This window comes from Sorangium sp. So ce128 (assembly GCF_051525245.1).
GTDB classification, from domain to species: Bacteria; Myxococcota_A; Polyangia; order Polyangiales; family Polyangiaceae; genus Sorangium; species Sorangium cellulosum_B.
On record NZ_CP150313.1, the window covers coordinates 1,022,869 to 1,041,246 of the forward strand.

At 70.3% G+C, this 18,378-nt stretch carries 10 protein-coding genes and 1 pseudogene; 8 read left to right on the forward strand and 3 right to left on the reverse strand.

Annotated elements, in window-relative coordinates:
* Positions 1-154 precede the first annotated feature (154 nt).
* The 6 genes and pseudogenes from WME82_RS04005 to WME82_RS04030 all read left to right on the forward strand — a co-directional run bounded on the left by WME82_RS04005 (position 155) and on the right by WME82_RS04030 (position 12,460).
* Positions 155-1,195, forward strand: coding sequence for a metalloregulator ArsR/SmtB family transcription factor (locus WME82_RS04005; protein WP_438041733.1), 1,041 nt, complete (start codon positions 155-157; stop codon positions 1,193-1,195).
* A 140-nt stretch (positions 1,196-1,335) separates the two neighbouring features.
* Complete coding sequence (locus WME82_RS04010; protein WP_438041734.1) at positions 1,336-5,256, forward strand: ATP-binding protein; 3,921 nt, start codon at positions 1,336-1,338, stop codon at positions 5,254-5,256.
* 127 nt (positions 5,257-5,383) lie between these two features.
* Complete coding sequence (locus WME82_RS04015) at positions 5,384-6,127, forward strand: hypothetical protein (protein ID WP_438041735.1); 744 nt, start codon at positions 5,384-5,386, stop codon at positions 6,125-6,127.
* A gap of 296 nt (positions 6,128-6,423) precedes the next feature.
* Positions 6,424-10,335, forward strand: coding sequence for an ATP-binding protein (locus tag WME82_RS04020; RefSeq protein ID WP_438041736.1), 3,912 nt, complete (start codon positions 6,424-6,426; stop codon positions 10,333-10,335).
* A gap of 144 nt (positions 10,336-10,479) precedes the next feature.
* Positions 10,480-11,022: pseudogene (locus WME82_RS04025) on the forward strand (aldo/keto reductase); the annotation flags it as partial.
* Positions 11,023-11,158: 136 nt separating this feature from the next.
* Positions 11,159-12,460 carry an aminotransferase class V-fold PLP-dependent enzyme gene (locus tag WME82_RS04030; RefSeq protein ID WP_438041737.1) on the forward strand — a complete coding sequence of 434 codons (1,302 nt, stop codon included), beginning with the start codon at positions 11,159-11,161 and terminating at the stop codon, positions 12,458-12,460.
* A 54-nt stretch (positions 12,461-12,514) separates the two neighbouring features.
* On the opposite strand, the gene WME82_RS04035 is transcribed toward WME82_RS04030, so the two are convergent.
* Positions 12,515-12,991, reverse strand: coding sequence for a VOC family protein (locus tag WME82_RS04035; protein WP_438041738.1), 477 nt, complete (start codon positions 12,989-12,991; stop codon positions 12,515-12,517).
* Between the two features lie 299 nt (positions 12,992-13,290).
* Between WME82_RS04035 and WME82_RS04040 the strand changes: the two genes are divergently transcribed.
* The gene (locus WME82_RS04040; RefSeq protein ID WP_438041739.1) at positions 13,291-13,767 is read left to right on the forward strand and encodes a hypothetical protein; all 477 of its coding nucleotides are present in this window, start codon (positions 13,291-13,293) and stop codon (positions 13,765-13,767) included.
* Between the two features lie 123 nt (positions 13,768-13,890).
* Here WME82_RS04040 and WME82_RS04045 read toward each other — a convergent pair whose 3' ends face one another.
* Positions 13,891-15,471, reverse strand: coding sequence for a hypothetical protein (locus WME82_RS04045; protein WP_438041740.1), 1,581 nt, complete (start codon positions 15,469-15,471; stop codon positions 13,891-13,893).
* A gap of 833 nt (positions 15,472-16,304) precedes the next feature.
* Here WME82_RS04045 and WME82_RS04050 point away from each other — a divergent pair.
* Positions 16,305-17,378: a trypsin-like serine peptidase gene (locus WME82_RS04050; protein ID WP_438041741.1), complete on the forward strand. Its 1,074-nt coding sequence runs from the start codon at positions 16,305-16,307 to the stop codon at positions 17,376-17,378.
* Between the two features lie 279 nt (positions 17,379-17,657).
* Here the strand turns inward: WME82_RS04050 and WME82_RS04055 are convergent, their stop codons facing one another.
* Positions 17,658-18,242, reverse strand: a complete 585-nt coding sequence (locus WME82_RS04055; protein WP_438041742.1) for a protoglobin domain-containing protein — start codon at positions 18,240-18,242, stop codon at positions 17,658-17,660.
* Between the last annotated feature and the right edge of the window lie 136 nt (positions 18,243-18,378).

Sequence of the window (18,378 nt, forward strand, 5' to 3'; positions counted from 1 at the left end):
TCCCACCCCATCCCGCCCGCGCCCGGCTCCCACCCGAGCCCGGCTGTGCGCTCGACGGTGACGCTTGAACGAGCGACGCCCGTCCCGCGAGATTTCGGTTCGATAACTGTCGAAACAGATTGACGGCGCCCCCGCGCCGCCTAGATTTACTTTGATGATCATCGAAGCAGATCCCCCGGCGCGCGAGCTGGGCGTCGAGGCGCGCATCGGCGTGCTCAAGGCGCTCGCCGACGCGTCGCGGCTCCAGGTGGTGAACGCCCTGATCGAGCGGCCGCACTGCGCCGAGGAGCTGGCCGAGCGGCTGGGGCGCGCGCCGTCCACGGTCTCCTTCCACCTCCGGAAGCTCGACGAGGCCGGGCTGGTGACGAAGCAGAAGACCCAGTACTACCTGGTCTATGCGCTGCGCGACGATCTGCTCCGCCTCACGCTGAAGGAGCTCGTCTCGCTCCCCTCCGCCGCCGACGGCGCTGCGCGGCGGCGCGCGGAGCGAGCCCGGGGCCAGGTGATGCGCGCCTTCTTCCGCGGGGGCGTGCTCGTCCAGATGCCGAAGCAGTGGCGCAAGCGGCGCATCGTGCTCGAGCAGTTCCTGGGCAGGTTCCAGGCGGGCCGGCGCTACCGCGAGCAGGAGGTGAACGAGATCATCCAGACCCTGTATCCCGATCACTGCACGATCCGGCGCATGCTCGTCGACGAGGGATACATGACGCGCGACGGGCTGCACTACGAGCTGATCGCGGAACAGACCAGGACACTTGAGGCGAAGGACACGACACCCGAGGCGGAGAACACGACGCCCGGGTCAGGGACGAAGAAGGCGAGAGCGAGCACGATGGAAACGCGCAAGGAGCTGAAGCGGAAGTACCTCGAGACCCCGAAGCAGGCGGGCATCTTCCAGGTCAGGAACACGGTGAACGGCAAGGTCCTGCTCGGCAGCAGCACGAACCTCCATGGGCCGCTCAACAAGCACCGTTTCGCGCTGTCCATCGGCGCGCACCAGAACCAGGCTCTCCAGCGGGACTGGCAGCAGCACGGCGCCGACGCCTTCACGTTCGATGTGCTCGAGGTCGTGCAGCAGAAGGACGAGCCGGGGTTCTCCGTGGCGGACGAGCTCACGCTGCTCGAGCAGATCTGGCTGGAGAGGCTCTCGCCCCTCGCGCCGCGCGGCTACAACACGGATACGCGGCTCCGCGAGTGACGCCGCCTCGCGCCGTCCCCGGATGACGCCGCGCTCGCCCGTGTCCTGGCCGCCGGGGCGCCTCGAGGCCGGCGGCGCCTGAGCCGCATGCGCCCTGTCCCGGTGGCGAAAGCCGTGGATTTCATCCACGATGGCGCTGCATGCGGCCAGCCGGCATAGGGAAGAAGTCTCCAGATGTCGTCGAGCCCTCGCCCGATGGCCGCGCCCTCGACGCGAGCGCCGAGGGCTGCCTCGCCGGGGGCGGCGAGATGGGCGCCCTGCTGCGCTCGATCGACTGGGCGAAGACGAAGCTCGGCCCCGTCGCGACATGGCCGATCAGCCTGAAGACCGTGGTCGGCCTCGTGCTCGGCAATCGGTTTCCCATGATCATGCTGGTCGGGCCGGAGATGCTGCAGATCTACAACGATGCCTATCGGCCTATCCTGGGCATGAAGCACCCTGCGTCGGTGCTCGCCCCGGCGCGCGAGGTCTGGGCCGAGGTCTGGGACGTCGTCGGCCCGATGACGCAGACCGTGCTCGACGGGGGGGCCGCGACGTGGAGCGAGCACCTCCTGCTCCCGCTGCAACGGCGAGGCTTCGTCGAGGAGACGTACTTCACGCTCTCCTTCAGCCCGATACCCGGCAACGACCAGCGGGTCGCCGGCGTCATCATCACGGTGCAGGAGACCACGGAGCAAGTCCTCGACGCGCGCCAGCTCCGCATGCTGCGCGATCTCGCGACGCGCTCCGCCCAGGCGAAGTCTGCCGAGGAGGCGTGCTCCACAGCGGCGGAGATCTTCGCGGCGAACGTCGCCGATCTTCCGTTCTCGCTGCTTTACCTCCTGGACGGCGATACGGGCCATGCGCGCCTCGCTGGCGCGAGCGGGCTCGACGGCTACGAGGGGGCGGCGAAGCCGGCGCGCATCTCCCTCCACGACCGAGGCGGCGAGGCCTCGACCTGGCCGCTCGCGGAGGCGGCGCGCGCCTCCGGCGAGCCCCTCGTTTGCGATCTCGCGGCCCGCTTCGGCGCCTTGCCACTCGGCCGCTGGGGCAGCGCGATCGAGCGGGCGATCGTCCTGCCCCTCTCGCGGCCGGGGCAGCCTCGTCCTTATGGCTTCCTCATCGGCGGCGTGAGCCCGCATCGCCTGCTCGACGAGCCGTATCGCGGGCTGTTCCGGCTGATCACCGATCATGTGGTGACGGCCATCGGGAACGCGCGCGCTTACGAGGAGGAGCGCAGGCGCGCCGAGGAGCTCGCCGCGATCGACAGCGCGAAGACGCTGTTCTTCAGCAACGTGAGCCACGAGTTCCGGACGCCGCTGACGCTGATGCTCGGCCCCCTGGAGGACGCGCTCGCGTCGCCGGAGCGCGCGCTCTGCGGCGAGCACCTTCTGCTCGTCTACCGCAACGCGCTGCGCTTGCTCAAGCTGGTCAACGCGCTGCTCGACTTCTCCCGCCTCGAGATGAACCGTGCGCAGGCGTCCTACGAGCCGACGGACCTCGCGGGCTTCACCGCCGATCTCGCGAGCGCGTTCCGCTCCGCGATAGAGCGAGCAGGGGTCGCGTTCAAGGTGGACTGCCCGGCGCTCCCGGAGCCGGTCTTCGTCGACCGGGACATGTGGGAGAAGATCGTGCTGAACCTGCTGTCCAACGCCCTGAAGTTCACGTTCGAGGGCGAGATCGTCATGTCGCTGCGCCTTCGCGGGGACCACGTCGAGCTCGTGGTGCGCGACACGGGCACCGGCGTACCCGAGCACGAGCTGCCGCACCTCTTCGAGCGCTTCCATCGCGTCCAGGGAGCGCGCGCGCGCACGCACGAGGGTTCCGGGATCGGGCTCGCGCTGGTGCACGAGCTGGTGCGCCTGCACGGCGGAAGCGTCCAGGCGGGGAGCCGCGTGGGCGAGGGGACGGCGTTCACGGTCGCGATCCCGCGCGGGTCCGCGCACCTCCCGCCGGAGCGTATCCGCGCCGAGAAGATGCTCTCGTCGACGGCGACCGGCGCCGCGCCCTACGTCGAGGAGGCGCTGCGGTGGCAGCTCGTCGACGAGGCGCCCGCCCTGGCGCTCGCCTCGACCGATCCCGCCGGGCCCGGCCACGTCTCGGCGCCGTTCGACCCGAGCGCGCGCGTTCTCCTCGCCGACGACAACGCCGATATGCGCATGTACGTGCGGCGCATCCTCGATGCGCGGTGGACCGTCGAGGCCGTGAGCGACGGCGCCGCCGCGCTCGAGATCGCCCGGCGGTCGCCGCCGGATCTCGTCATTGCCGACGTGATGATGCCGGGCCTCGACGGCTTCGGCCTGCTCCGGGCGCTGCGCGCCGATCCGGCGACGCAGGGCGTGCCGGTGATCATGCTCTCGGCGCGCGCGGGCGAGGAGTCCCGCGTCGAGGGGCTGGCGGCCGGCGCCGACGATTACCTCGTGAAGCCGTTCTCGGCGCGCGAGCTCGTCGCGCGCGTCGCGACCCACCTCCAGCTCGCCGAGCACCGGCGCGCCGCGGAGCGGGAGCGCGAGCAGCTGTTCGCGCTGTTCGAGCAGGCGCCCGTCGGGATCGCCGTCTACCGTGGCCCCGAGCACATCATCGAGGTAGCGAACCCCCACTTTGTGGCCATGGTGGGCCGTGACGTGCTCGGACGCTCGTTGCAGGAGGCCTTCCCTGAGGTCGTCGGCTCGTCGTTCCTCGAGGTCTTCTACCGGGCCTATGCGACGGGCGAGCCGTTCGTCACCCACGACTACCGGTTCGACCTCGATCGCGGGCGCGGCGTGCTGGAAGAGTCGTACTGGAGCTTCAACCTGCTCCCCATGCGTGACCCGGGCGCTGCCGTCGCCCGGATCCTGGTCGTCGCGCTCGACGTCACCGAGTACGTGCGGGCGCGAAAGAAGCTCGAGGCGGCGGCGCGGGAGCGCGAGGAGCTGCTGCGCCGCGCGGAGGACGCGCGGCGCGACGCGGAGCGGGCGAACCGCGCGAAGGACGAGTTCCTGGCGATGCTCGGCCACGAGCTGCGGAACCCGCTCGCCCCGATCGTCACGGCGCTCCACCTGATGCGCCTGCGCGCCGGGGGGCATGCCGAGCGCGAGCGGCTCGTCATCGAGCGCCAGATCAAGCACCTGACGGCGCTCGTCGACGACCTGCTCGACGTCTCCCGGATCACGCGGGGCAAGGTCGAGCTGAAGAAGCAGCGGATCGAGATCGCGGAGGTCGTGGCCAAGGCGGTCGAGCTGGCGAGCCCGCTGCTCGAGCAGCGCCGGCACCACCTCACTATCGCTGTCCCTTCTGCCGGCCTCGCCGTGGAGGGCGACGTCATGCGGCTCGCCCAGGTGGTCTCGAACCTGCTCACGAACGCCGCGAAGTACACCGAGAGCGGCGGTGAGATCGCCGTCCGGGCCGGGCGCGTGGAGGGCGAGGTCGTCCTCTCCGTGCGCGACAATGGTATCGGCATCGCCCCCGAGATGCTGCCGAGCGTCTTCGAGCGCTTCGTGCAGGAGCGGCAGGCGCTCGACCGAGCCCAGGGCGGCCTTGGCCTGGGCCTCGCCATCGTCCACAACCTCGTCGCGATGCACGGCGGCCGCGTGAGCGCGCACAGCGAGGGCCGCGGGCGCGGGAGCGAGTTCACCATCCGGCTGCTGGCCGCGGCGACCGTGAGCTCGCCCGAGGCTGCGCCGGCGCGCCTTCCGCCCGGGGCGCAGCGGACGCCGTCTCCGGCCGGCCAGCGCCGCATCCTGCTCGTGGACGACAACTTCGATGCCGCCGAGCTCCTGGCCGAGTCGCTGGGCGCCATGGGCTACACGATGCGCGTCGCCTCCGACGGCCCGTCCGCGCTCCGGATCGCGGAGGAGTTCGCGCCCGACGTCGCGCTGCTCGACATCGGGCTACCGGTGATGGACGGCTACGAGCTCGCGCGGCGCCTCCGCGAGCAGCCGGCGGGCGAGCGGGTTCGCCTGATCGCGATCACCGGTTACGGGCAAGAGTCGGATTTCCGGCGCTCGGAGCGGGCGGGGTTCGAAACACACCTCGTCAAGCCCATCCAGATCGATCGATTGATGGCGCTCATCGAGGAGCCTCCGGCCTGCAGGGCCGAGTGAGCCGCGGCGACGTAGGATGAGCTTCTGGCCAGAAGGTGCCGTCCGGGGCGGCTCGTAGGACAGCGTCACCTGCTTGCGGAGCGCGAGGCAGCTTCTGACGCAGGAAGGAACAATGGATATGCAACGCATGCGAATTGCGAGGATGGGTGTTCTGGTCGCAGGATTCGCCGCGACCGCGGGATGCACGCTGGTCTCGGGGGTAGGAACACTCGAGTTCAACGGTGAGGCCGCTGGAGGAGCTGGCGGAAGCGGTGACGCCGGCGGCGGCGGCGCCGACGCGGGAGGCGGCGACGCGGGCGGCGCCGGAGGCGGCGACGCGGGCGGCGCCGGAGGCGGCGGAGGCGAAGCGGGGGGTGGCACGGGCGGCGCCGGGGGCGGCACGGGCGGCGGCGCAACGGGGGGCGAGGTCATGGTCCAAGAGTGCGTGCCCGGCGAGGGGGTTGCCGTGGGCGCCCGCGTCTGGGGTGACGCGTGGCTCAACGGGTTCGTCCTTCATTGCGCCGACTTTCAGAGCGACGGTCACACCGGGGACGGGTACGATGCCGGCCCCGTGACTGGCAGCATGACGGGCACGCACGTCTCCAAATTCTGCGACTACCCCAGGAATGTCGTGGCGTTCAGGTATACGTACGACGCGGAGCATGTGTACCAGGTCCAGTTTGGTTGTTCGACGCCTGAGGTATGGAAATCGTCGACTCCCAGCGTCGAACAATGGCTCGATCCCATGGGCGGAATGACGGCTGGTCCGCAAGAGTACGGAGCGCAATGCGAGGAGGGGTCCGCCTATAGCTACTTCACGCTCAACGTCAGCGAGGATGGTGAATCCATACGAAGCTTCGAAGGACCTCGCTACTGCTTGGGAATGCCCTGATCCCTCGCAAGGCCGCCTCCGGAGACGCCGCTCCTCGGCGAGAGGACTCTCCTCAGCGAGGCGGCAGCGACCGGGGACCCCCGCCGCGGGAGGCGAGCTCCAGGTCTCCGGGCGCAGTCTTCGCCGTTCGCCCCGCCCCTCCCAGGCGATCACGCTCTGCCGTACCGCGTCGTCTCTGGAGGTCGCCGCGCTCGCCCGTATCCTGGCCACCGGGGCGGTTCGAGGCCGGCGGCGCCTGAGCCGCGCGCGCGTGTCCCTGTGGCAAAAGCCGTGGATTTCATCCACCATGGCGCTGCATGCGGCCAGCCGGCATAGGGAAGAAGTCTCCAGATGTCGTCGAGCCCTCGCCCGATGGCCGCGCCCTCGACGCGAGCGACAAGGACTGCTTCGCCGGGGGCGGCGAGATGGGCGCCCTGATGCGCTCGATCGACTGGGCGAAGACGAAGCTCGGCCCCGTCGCGACATGGCCGATCAGCCTGAAGACCGTCGTCGGCCTCGTGCTGGGCAATCGGTTCCCCATGCTCGCGCTGCTCGGGCCGGAGATGCTGCACATCTACAACGATGGCTATCGGCCTATCCTGGGCATGAAACACCCTGCGTCGATGGGCGCCCCGGCGGCCGAGGTGTGGGCCGAGATCTGGGACGTCATCGGCCCGATGGCGCAGAGCGTGCTCGACGGCGGGCCCGCGACGTGGAGCGAGCACCTCATGCTCCCCATGAAACGGCGAGGCTTCGTCGAGGAGGCATACTTCACGTTCTCCTACAGCCCGATACCCGGCAACGACCAGCGGGTCGCCGGCGTCCTCGTCACGGTGCAGGAGACCACGGAGCAAGTGCTCGACGCGCGCCAGCTCCACATGCTGCGCGATCTCGCGACGCGCTCCGCCCAGGCGAAGTCTGCCGAGGAGGCATGCTGCACGGCCGTGGAGATCTTCGCGGCGAACGACGCCGATCTGCCGTTCTCGCTGCTCTACCTCCTGGACGGCGACACGGGCGACGCGCGTCTCGCCGGCGCGAGCGGGCTCGACGGCTACGAGGGGGCGGCGAAGCCGGCGCGCATCTCCCTCCACGACCGAGGCGGCGAGGCCTCGACCTGGCCGCTCGCGGAGGCGGCGCGCGCCTCCGGCGAGCCCCTCGTTTGCGATCTCGCGGCCCGCTTCGGCGCCTTGCCACTCGGCCGCTGGGGCAGCGCGCCGGAGCAGGCGCTCGTCCTGCCCCTCTCGCGGCCGGGCCAACATCGCCCGTATGGCTTCCTCGTCGGCGGCGTCAGCCCGCGCCGCCTGCTCGACGAGTCGTATCGCGGGCTGTTCCGGCTGATCACCGATCATGTGGTGACGGCCATCGGGAACGCGCGCGCTTACGAGGAGGAGCGCAGGCGCGCCGAGGAGCTCGCCGCGATCGACAGCGCGAAGACGCTGTTCTTCAGCAACGTGAGCCACGAGTTCCGGACGCCGCTGACGCTGATGCTCGGCCCCCTGGAGGACGCGCTCGCGTCGCCGGAGCGCGCGCTCTGCGGCGAGCACCTTCTGCTCGTCTACCGCAACGCGCTGCGTCTGCTCAAGCTGGTCAATGCGCTGCTCGACTTCTCCCGCCTCGAGATGGGCCGCGCTCAGGCGTCCTACGAGCCCACGGACCTCGCCTGCCTCACCGCCGATCTCGCGAGCGCGTTCCGCGCCGCGAGCGAGCGAGCCGGGCTCGCGTTCAAGGTGGACTGCCCGGAGCTCCCGGAGCCGATCTTCGTCGACCGGGACATGTGGGAGAAGATCGTGCTGAACCTGCTGTCCAACGCCCTGAAGTTCACGTTCGAGGGCGAGATCGTCATGTCGCTTCGTGTGTGCGGGGACCACGTCGAGTTCGTGGTGCGCGACACGGGCACCGGCGTACCCGAGCACGAGCTGCAGCACCTCTTCGAGCGCTTCCACCGCGTCCAGGGGGCGCGCGCGCGCACGCACGAGGGCTCCGGGATCGGGCTCGCGCTGGTGCACGAGCTGGTGCGCCTGCACGGCGGTAGCATCCGGGCGGAGAGCCGCGTGGGCGAGGGGACGGCGTTCACGGTCGCGATCCCGCGCGGGTCCGCGCACCTGCCGGCGGAGCGCATCCGCGTCGAGAAGACGCTCTCGTCGACGGCGACCGGCGCCGCGCCCTACGTCGAGGAGGCGCTGCGGTGGCAGCTCGTCGCGGAGTCGCCCGCGTCGGGCGATCGCGTCGAGCCCGACCACGTCGCGGCCCCGCTCGGCCCGAGCGCGCGCGTTCTCCTCGCCGACGACAACGCCGATATGCGCATGTACGTGCGGCGCATCCTCGATGCGCGGTGGACCGTCGAGGCCGTGAGCGACGGCGCCGCCGCGCTCGAGATCGCCCGGCGGTCGCCGCCGGATCTGCTCGTCGCCGACGTGATGATGCCGGGCCTCGACGGCTTCGGCCTGCTCCGGGCGCTGCGCGCCGATCCGGCGACGCGGGGCGTGCCGGTGATCATGCTCTCGGCGCGCGCGGGCGAGGAGTCCCGCGTCGAGGGGCTGGCGGCCGGCGCCGACGATTACCTCGTGAAGCCGTTCTCGGCGCGCGAGCTCATCGCGCGCGTCGCGACCCACCTCCAGCTCGCCGAGCACCGGCGCGCCGCGGAGCGGGAGCGCGGGAAGATGTTCGCGCTGTTCGAGCTGGCGCCCGTCGGGATCGCCGTCTACCGTGGCCCCGAGTACGTCATCGAGATCGCGAACCCGCACTTCGTTGCCATGGTGGGCCATCGCGACGTGATTGGACGCTCGTTGCAGGAGGCCTTCCCTGAGGTCGTCGGCTCGTCGTTCCTCGAGGTCTTCTACCGGGCCTATGCGACGGGCGAGCCGTTCGTCACCCACGACTACCGGTTCGACCTCGATCGCGGGCGCGGCGTGCTGGAAGAGTCGTACTGGAGCTTCAACCTGCTCCCCATGCGTGACCCGGGCGCTGCCGTCGCCCGGATCCTGGTCGTCGCGCTCGACGTCACCGAGTACGTGCGGGCGCGAAAGAAGCTCGAGGCGGCGGCGCGGGAGCGCGAGGAGCTGCTGCGCCGCGCGGAGGACGCGCGGCGCGACGCGGAGCGGGCGAACCGCGCGAAGGACGAGTTCCTGGCGATGCTCGGCCACGAGCTGCGGAACCCGCTCGCCCCGATCGTCACGGCGCTCCACCTGATGCGCCTGCGCGCCGGGGGGCATGCCGAGCGCGAGCGGCTCGTCATCGAGCGCCAGATCAAGCACCTGACGGCGCTCGTCGACGACCTGCTCGACGTCTCCCGGATCACGCGGGGCAAGGTCGAGCTGAAGAAGCAGCGGATCGAGATCGCGGAGGTCGTGGCCAAGGCGGTCGAGCTGGCGAGCCCGCTGCTCGAGCAGCGCCGGCACCACCTCACTATCGCTGTCCCTTCTGCCGGCCTCGCCGTGGAGGGCGACGTCATGCGGCTCGCCCAGGTGGTCTCGAACCTGCTCACGAACGCCGCGAAGTACACCGAGAGCGGCGGTGAGATCGCCGTCCGGGCCGGGCGCGTGGAGGGCGAGGTCGTCCTCTCCGTGCGCGACAATGGTATCGGCATCGCCCCCGAGATGCTGCCGAGCGTCTTCGAGCGCTTCGTGCAGGAGCGGCAGGCGCTCGACCGAGCCCAGGGCGGCCTTGGCCTGGGCCTCGCCATCGTCCACAACCTCGTCGCGATGCACGGCGGCCGCGTGAGCGCGCACAGCGAGGGCCGCGGGCGCGGGAGCGAGTTCACCATCCGGCTGCTGGCCGCGGCGACCGTGAGCTCGCCCGAGGCCGCGCCGGCGCGCTGGATGGCCGGGACCCACGGAACTCCATCTCTCGTCGACCGGCGCCGCATCCTGCTCGTGGACGACAACCTCGATGCGGTCGAGCTCCTGGCCGAGTCGCTGGGCGCGATGGGGTACACGACGCGCATCGCCTCCGACGGCCCGTCCGCGCTCCGGATCGCGGAGGAGTTCGCGCCCGACGTCGCGCTGCTCGACATCGGGCTGCCGGTGATGGACGGCTACGAGCTCGCGCGGCGCCTCCGCGAGCAGCCGGCGGGTGAGCGGGTTCGCCTGATCGCGCTCACCGGTTACGGGCAGGAGGCGGATTTCCGGCGCTCCGAGGGGGCAGGCTTCGAGACGCACCTCGTCAAGCCCATCCAGATCGATCGATTGACGTCGCTCCTCGAGGAGCCACCGGCCCGCAAGGCCGAGTGATCCACGTCAGAGATCCTCGACGACGACACGGCGTGACCGCGCCCGGAGCGCTGTGCGGAAGCGGTGACGCCGGGGGCGGCGGAGGCAAAGCGGGAGGCGGCGAGGCGGGCGGCACGGGCGGCAGCGCAACGGGGGGCGAGGTAGGTGATCCGCGACGGCAAGGTCCGGTATTTCGGGCTCAGCAACGAGACCGCCTGGGGGGTGGCGCAGTGGAGCCGCGTCGCGGCGCAGCTCGGGCTCCCCAGGCCGGTGTCGATCCAGAACGCCTACAGCCTCGTCAACCGCACGTTCGACTCCGCGCTCGCGGAGGCCTCGCGCCGCGAGGACGTGCCGCTGCTCGCCTATAGCCCGCTCGCGTTCGGCCTGCTCACGGGCAAGCACCTGGGCGGGCCGCCGCCGGGCTCGCGCTTCGCCCGGTTCGAGACCTTCGGCCAGCGCTACAGGAAGCCCAACGTGGACGAGGCGGTGCAGGCCTACGTCAAGCTCGCGCGCGCCCACGGCCTGAGCCCGGCGTCGCTCGCGCTCGCCTTCGTGCGCAGCCGCTGGTTCGTGGCGAGCACCCTCCTCGGGGCGACCACGCTCGAGCAGCTCGAGGAGAACGTGAAGAGCGCGGGCGTGGCGCTCGGCGCGGAGGTGCTCGCCGAGATCGAGCAGATCCACGCCCGGTACCCGAACCCGGCGCCCTGATCTCGCCGGCCCCGGCGGCGCCGCTCGCCCGGGGCGGCGCGGTCCGACCCCTCTGTTCGCGGGAGCGCGGCGCTCCCGGGCGAGCGATGCTGCGGCGCCGGCGGGCAGCCGCCGCGCCGGCACGGAGGGGGATCAGATGACGACCAAGCTACCCAGGCGGAGCCTGCTCGCTGGCCTGCTGGTGATGGGCGCCGCGGGCTGTGCGGGCTCGGGGGCGATGACGACCGCGAGCGCTCGCCGGAAGGCGCCGGCCGATCCGTGGCAGAGCGTTCGGGACGAGTTCGATCTGTCGCCGGCGTGGATCCACATGACGGCCTTCCTGCTCGCCTCGCACCCGCGGCCCGTCCGCGAGGCGATCGAGCGGCTGCGGAGGGAGCTCGACGAGAACCCGGTGGACGCGCTCCACGCGCGCGAGGATCCGGCGCCGGTGCGGGAGGCGGCGGCGGCGTACATGGGCGCCGGGGCCGAGGAGATCGCGCTCACGGACAGCACCACGATGGGGCTCGCGTCGCTGTACCTCGGCCTGCCGCTCGAGGCCGGCGACGAGGTGCTCACGACGGAGCACGATCACTATTCCACGCACGAGTCGCTCCGGCTCGCCGCGGAGCGGGCGGGCGCGGTGGTGCGGAAGATCGCGCTCTACGGGAGGGGCAGCGCCGCGACGGCGACGGCGATGGCGGGGGCGATCGAGGCGGCGCTCACCCCGGCCACGCGGGTCGTGGCGATCACGTGGGTCCACTCGAGCTCGGGCGTGAAGACGCCTGTGCGCGCCATCGCCGAGGTCGTCGCCAGGGCGAACCAGGGCCGGGCGCCGGGGAAGCGCGTCGTCTGCTGTGTGGACGGCGTGCACGGCTTCGGGGTCGAGGACGCCACGATGGCCGATCTCGGCTGCGATTTCTTCGCCGCGGGTTGTCACAAATGGATGTTCGGGCCGCGGGGCACCGGCGTGCTCTGGGGCAGGCGGGAGCTCTGGCCGATGCTGCGCCCGAGCATCCCGCCCTTCGGAAGGGCTGCATACGAAGCCTGGCTCCGGCAGCAGCCGCCGCCGCCCACGACCGCGGACATGATGTCTCCCGGAGGGTTCCACTCCTTCGAGCACCGGTGGGCGCTGCCCGCGGCGTTCGCGTTCCACCGGGGCATCGGCAAGGCCAGGGTCGCGGCCCGGATCCACGCCTTGAACCGGCAGTGCAAGGAAGGGCTCAAGGGGATGGGCCATGTCACCCTGCACACGCCGCTCGACGACGCGCTCTCTGCGGGGATCGTGTGCTTCGAGGTGGCGGGGATGACGCCGGAGGCCGTCGTGGGGAGGCTCCGCGAGAGGAAGATCATCGCCTCGACGTCGCCGTACGCAACCTCGTATGTCCGCGTCGCGCCGAGCCTGCTCAACTCCGAGGCGGACGTCGACGCGGTGCTGCGCGCGATCCGCGCGCTCGCGTGAGGGGCCCGGTCCGGCGAGCCATGGCCGGACCTCTGGTGGGCCGGACGAGGGCGCCTATCGGGCGGCCTCCTCGATGCGCGCGATGTCGATCTTCTTCATCTGCATCATCGCCTGCATGACCCGCCCCGCCTTGGCCGGGTCCGGGTGCTGGATGAGCCGGATCAAGACGGACGGGACGATCTGCCAGGACACGCCGAACCTGTCCTTGAGCCACCCGCACTGGCTCTCGGCGCCGCCGTCGGCCGTGAGCTTGCTCCAGAGCTCGTCGACCTCCTCCTGCGTCTCGCAGGTGACGACGAGCGAGAACGTCTCGTTGAAACTCTGGTGGGCGCCGTTCAGGGCCATGAGCCGCTGGCCGTTCAGCTCGAACTCGGCCATCACGAGCGAGCCCTTGGGCCCCGGGCCGGCGTCTCCCGAGCGGAGCTCGGAGAGGATCCGCGAGCCCTTGAAGATGGACAGGTAGTACTTCACCGCCTCCTCAGCGTTGTTGCTGAACCAGAGGCACGTCTTGATCTTCTGCGTGGTGGTCATGATCGGGGCTCCTGGCCGGGGTCGGGCCCGGCGGTGAGGTGAGGGCGGCGCGGTCACCGCGACCGCGCTTTGCCTGGATGTCGGAGCACGGTGCGCCGGCTCGACATGGGGCCGACGATTTTTTTTCGACCCACCGGGGCGGCCGGGCTCCCGGGTCGCCGGGGCGGCCGAGGGGGGCGGGGCGGCAGCCCGCCGGGCGGCCGCCGTGGTCCGCCGGCCGCCGCCCCGGGGCGGCGCCGGGCGACGATGAGCTCGCGGGCCGGGTGGAACGTCGTGGCGATCCGTGAGAGAGCACGCGCATGAGACACATCCTCGATGGGTCGATGGGGGTCATCCTGGCCGCGGGGCTCTGCAGCGCTGCGTGCAGGGCGTCCGCGCACGATCCTCCCGGCATGAACGCGCCTCCCGGCACGAACGCGCCTCCCGGCACGAACGCGCCTCCGGGCACGAACGCGCCTCCGGCGGAAGAGCCCGCCGCGCCTCCGGCGGAAGAGCCCGCCGCGCCTCCGGCGGAAGAGCCCGCCGCGCCGCCGGCGGCCGCCCCGACAGGGGAGAGGATCGTCGTGGGCAGCGATCCCTGCAAGAGCGACGCAGACTGTGTGCCCGTGTGCGCGTGCCACGCGGCCGCGTGCATCGCAAAGGCCACCGCGCCGACGTGTGATCGAGGCCTGATGTGCACGCAGGAGTGCCGGCCCGGAACGATGGATTGCGGCGGCGGCTGCCTCTGCCAGGGCGGCCGGTGCGCGGCCCGCCTGATCAACGTGCCCCCGCCCTGAGCCCCTCTGCGTGCGCCGGCCTGCGGATGAGCGCGTAAAAGCTCTTAGAGCCCCGCTGAGGGCCCACCAGGACCGTGGACGCCTGGATTCAAATGTTCGTGGAGCGGGCGCCCAGCGCCGTCCTCAGTATTTGTAAACATCGGCGAAGATCGAGCGACGCATGACCTCGTTCGTCGTCGTCTCGCGCACCCACGCGGCGATCCCCGTCCCGTTCGGGCCGAAGCCCACCGTCGGCTCCCCGTGTTCGGCGGCGTTGTCGTCCTCCAGCGCGTGGGCCTCCGTCCATCCCTGCGCGGGGGAGAGCTCGCTGGCAAAGATCGACCGGAGGGCGGCGGCTTTCTGGGTCCACACGGCGAGCCCTCGCCCGGCCCCATCCACGGCGATCTCGGGACCGCTCACACTATCTTCGTCGGCCGAGAGCTTGTTGGCTGGCTGGAACGTCGTCCCCGAGAAGCGCCGCGCCCAGATCGCGCAGCCGGCGCCGCACTGACGGAACACCACGCCCCCGTCACCCTCCGCGTTCATCGCGACGGCGTAGTCAGTCGCTCGTTGGCCCGCGGTATCCACGCCGGTCGCTCCGGCCCACACGCCCCCTGAATAGGAATTGGCGATCACGTGCGACACCGAGGAGGTCGAGTCGCGCTGGAGGAAGACGACCATCGCGTTCCCGTTGCCGTCCATCACGACGCGTGGGCTCAAATGGTCGAGCGTGTCATCCGCTTCCAGCGGCTTCGGGCCTGCCGCGCTGCCCTTGTGCGTCGTCAGATCGTAGGTAACCACGTTGCCCAGCACGTTGAGACGCCCGCCGTCCGACTGGTACCATGCTGCCACCGCGCGCAGCGTCGTGCCCACGGTCGAGACGCCGACAGCCGTGCCGTTGCAGCTGGTCGTGCTCCCCGACACCTTCACCGGTGTCTGCCAGCCCTGCCCGCCCTCGTAAATGGCCAGGTATCCCTCACGCGCCGAGGTGTCGGCGGTGTTCACGTCGATCCCCACGGCGATATGGCCGGCGGGGGTCATCGCGACCGTCGTCGAATGTCTCGAGACCCCCGAGGTGCCCTCGGCGATCGTCTCGACCGTGCCCCACCCGGCGGGCCATCCGAGCGATGCCGTGAACCGCTTGCCGAACACGGCGCCGCCCACCGAGGCCGAATACCAGACGACCACCCCGTTGCCATCGGCGTCGATGGCAACCCTGGCGTTCACGCCTCTCGTGGCCGCGTCGTTGATCTGCAGCAGCGGGTCCCAGCTGTCGCTCTTCTTGATATAGCGGCGCGCCCAGACGGTGTCCTGATCATAAAACACGAGCAGCGCGTCGCCGTTGGCCGAGACCGCGACCTGCGGAAGGAAATTCGAGATCTGATTGGCGAGATCGTCATGACCGATGCGCTCGAACGTATCCCAGTGAGGCGGGGGGGCTTCGCCCCCGGTCCCGTCGCCCCCGGTCCCGTCGCCCCCGGTCCCGTCGCCCCCGGTCCCGTCGCCCCCTGCTCCGTCACCGCCCGCTCCGTCACCGCCCGCTCCGTCACCGCCTGCCCCGTCACCGCCTGCCGCGCCGCCGCCGCCCACGTCGCTGGAACTCGACGACGACTCGAACGTTCGCACCTTCTGTCCGCAGGCCGCGACGAGGACGAGCCCCAGAATGAGACCCAGCTCGCGCCTGGCGCCCGTTCCTCCGCCGTGCCCGAATTTTTCGCGCATCATGCGCGAAGAGGAGATCCGAACGCCTCGGAGATGTCAATCCCCAACTGCGCCACCTGTCCTGGCTTGACAGAACACATTCACACTCTCCGCCACCGCGGCAGGAGAGGGTGGCAGCGCGCCCCGTCGGCCGCGGCCGCAAACCTGAACGGCGACGGTCGTCCCGACCTCGCCGTTTCGGACTGATTCACTGGCATGGGCGCGCGGCTCAGCGCCTGCTTGCCCTCATCTCGACGTATCCCCATCCTGAGCCGCTCAGCCTGCTGCGCCACGTGGCCGGCCCGGACCGGCGCGACCCGATCGTAACGCGCGACGTGTTGCGGATGCTCGCAGAGCTCCGCCTGTGATTCGCTTCGGCGCCGGAGCCCCAAGGAGCCCTTCTTTGACGGGCTCCGTGAAAGAAAAATGTGCTCATTATGTGGCGATTTCATTCGAGCGGTGTCTTTCCTGGCTCAGCGTCGCCGATTGCGCTCGGCAGTCGCGCGTGAGCGCTCGAAAGCCTTACGTGCGTGAGATGGGATGGTGTAGCGTCGCCATCAAGTTGCCGCTCCCGCTTGGGAGGACTGGCTAGGAGGACGTGCAAGATGCAGAGGCCAGGGGCTCGCGCACGAACGGTGCGTTCGAGGGTTTCGTTCACGGTATTGACGGCGGGGATGTTGGCTGCTTGCTCCGAAGGAGCACAGCCGCCGGGACCGGAGGAGTCACAGCCCTGGCCGTCCTCGCAGGGCGCGGCGTATGACTCACCGCTCGACACCGGCAGAAGGCAGGTCTTCTTACGAAAGATCCCAACGGCGCCGGCGTCGGTTCCACTGGAGCCACCGCAGGGTAGGGCCGCCATGGCGCCCGAGTACCCGTATGACCATTCTGGAGATGCAGAAAAGGTAGCGGCGCACGAAGCCCACAAACGGCTCCTCCAGCCGGTCAAGGACGATGAGTTCTCCGTCATTGTTGGCAACGGGGAGACAGGCGAAGAATATCAGGTCATCCAGACCCTCGAAGGCCTCAAGGTCGCCGCCGAATATGCGAGAAAGCTCGGGTACGACGGCCGCGCGGAGAGGCCCACGGGCGATGTGGGGCCGGTCGCGGCCGAAGAAGAGCTGAGGCCGCCCAGCTTGGGGACGCAGTCGATCGTCGGGCCGGCAGACAATCGACTCGATTTCAGGATCAGCGCCTTTTATCCGGCGACCGCCTGGCCTCAGACCACGATGGTGCGTGTGACGAACAACCATGGCGCTGGCTCCGGGACGATGATCGGGGCCAGGATCGCCATCACCAACGCGCACGGGACCGTCGATTCGGCTGGAGGTATCGATTGGCCTCGCATTGTCCCGAGGCAAGACACGACGAGCCCTGCTCCGCCATACGGCGCGGTCGGAGCTCAGACCTACGCCTACCCGACGGCGTGGGTGACCCGGAACTGTCCGGTCAATCCCACCTGGGAATGCAATGCGCATGATTGGGTCATTCTGATACTTTGGCCCTCACCCTTCGGCGGAGGTCACCCGGGCTACCTCGGCTACGCAGCGCACTCGAACGATGCGGTCGTCCAGTCCTGGGCTCATCATCTTTGGGGGTTTCCCGGCTGTGGAATGGCGCAGAGTCCGCCGGGTTGCACGGACGGCGTGCTCTTCGGAGGCGCCGGAGAGGGACAGAACCCGGGCCCAGTCGTCTCCGAGCCGCTCGCCGACTGGCCGTTTCTCAATGCGAAATCCCGGCTCAGCCACAGAGTCGACAATTCGGAGGGCGTGAGCGGCGCCGGCGTCTTCAGCTACGCTCCGGCTGCCGGCGGCCCCTACGTGATCTCCACGTCGATATCGAACGGTGTGGTCGCCAACACGGGCGGGCTGGGCCCGCGTATCACGGACACGCTCGTCAGTTACTTCAACTCGGTCCGCGCGCAGTTCCCGTAGTGCCCTGCTCCTTGGCGTCCCAGGCGACATCGAGGGACACCGGGCCTGCGCATACCGCGGATACGGGTCCTGCTGCATTTCCGGCGAGAAGAACGGGAAGACACGGGCCATAGGTCACCCCTGAGCGAGGAAATCCAGCCCCTGTCTACCACACCGGCGAGCGGGCGATGGGGTGCTGGTCCACAGACCCCATCCGAAGGGCGCCTGACGCGCAGAGGGGTTCCGGGCGCCTCGAGGCGCGGCGCAGAGCACGCGCAGCGGCGCAGGGCGGCCAGCGCGTCAGAAGTCTCCCTCCTTCACGTAGGGGTAGCTCCACAGCGTCACCTGCAGCAGGCAGGATTTGACCCACGCCGCGTGCATCCTCTCGACCTCCTCGGCGGAGTGGCCCTTCCTGGCGAGGAACGGCTTCAGGGTGAACGTCACCGGGAAGATGAGCGCGAAGAGGTTGCGAAAGGGCACCAGGTCGGTCGACGGCGCCCCGTCCGTCTTGTTCTTCTTGATGCGGTGGTGGCGGAGGCCGATCTCGTGCTGGTAGTCGAGCCACTTCTGGTCGTACTCCGCGCGCGCGGTGTCGAGGATCCACTGGCCGGAGCGCTTGCGGACCCCACCGAGGTAGTCGCCGAGCGGCTTGCCGTCGGCCTTGCCGGTGAAGGACGCGAGCAGGTGCGGGTTCGCGCCGACGAAGCCGTACCAGACATCGAGGATCTGCTCGACCTGATCCTTCACGACGTCGTGCGAGAGGCGCAGGTACTTCACGTCTTCTTCCCCGAAGAGGGCGCTCTTCTTCATGTCCTCGAAGTCGGCTGGCAGAACCGGGGACTTCGCGACGGCGTGTGTTCCAACCGTGTATCCATGGATGGTCATGATCGTCCACTCCTTCTGCGGGCAATACCCCGCGCTCACCTCGAGCGACGTGCTCGGGGCGTCGAACCGGTCGCCGCGACGGCGACGGGCCGGTAGGTCGTTCCGCCGAAGCTCGGCCTCGACTCCTCACGACAGG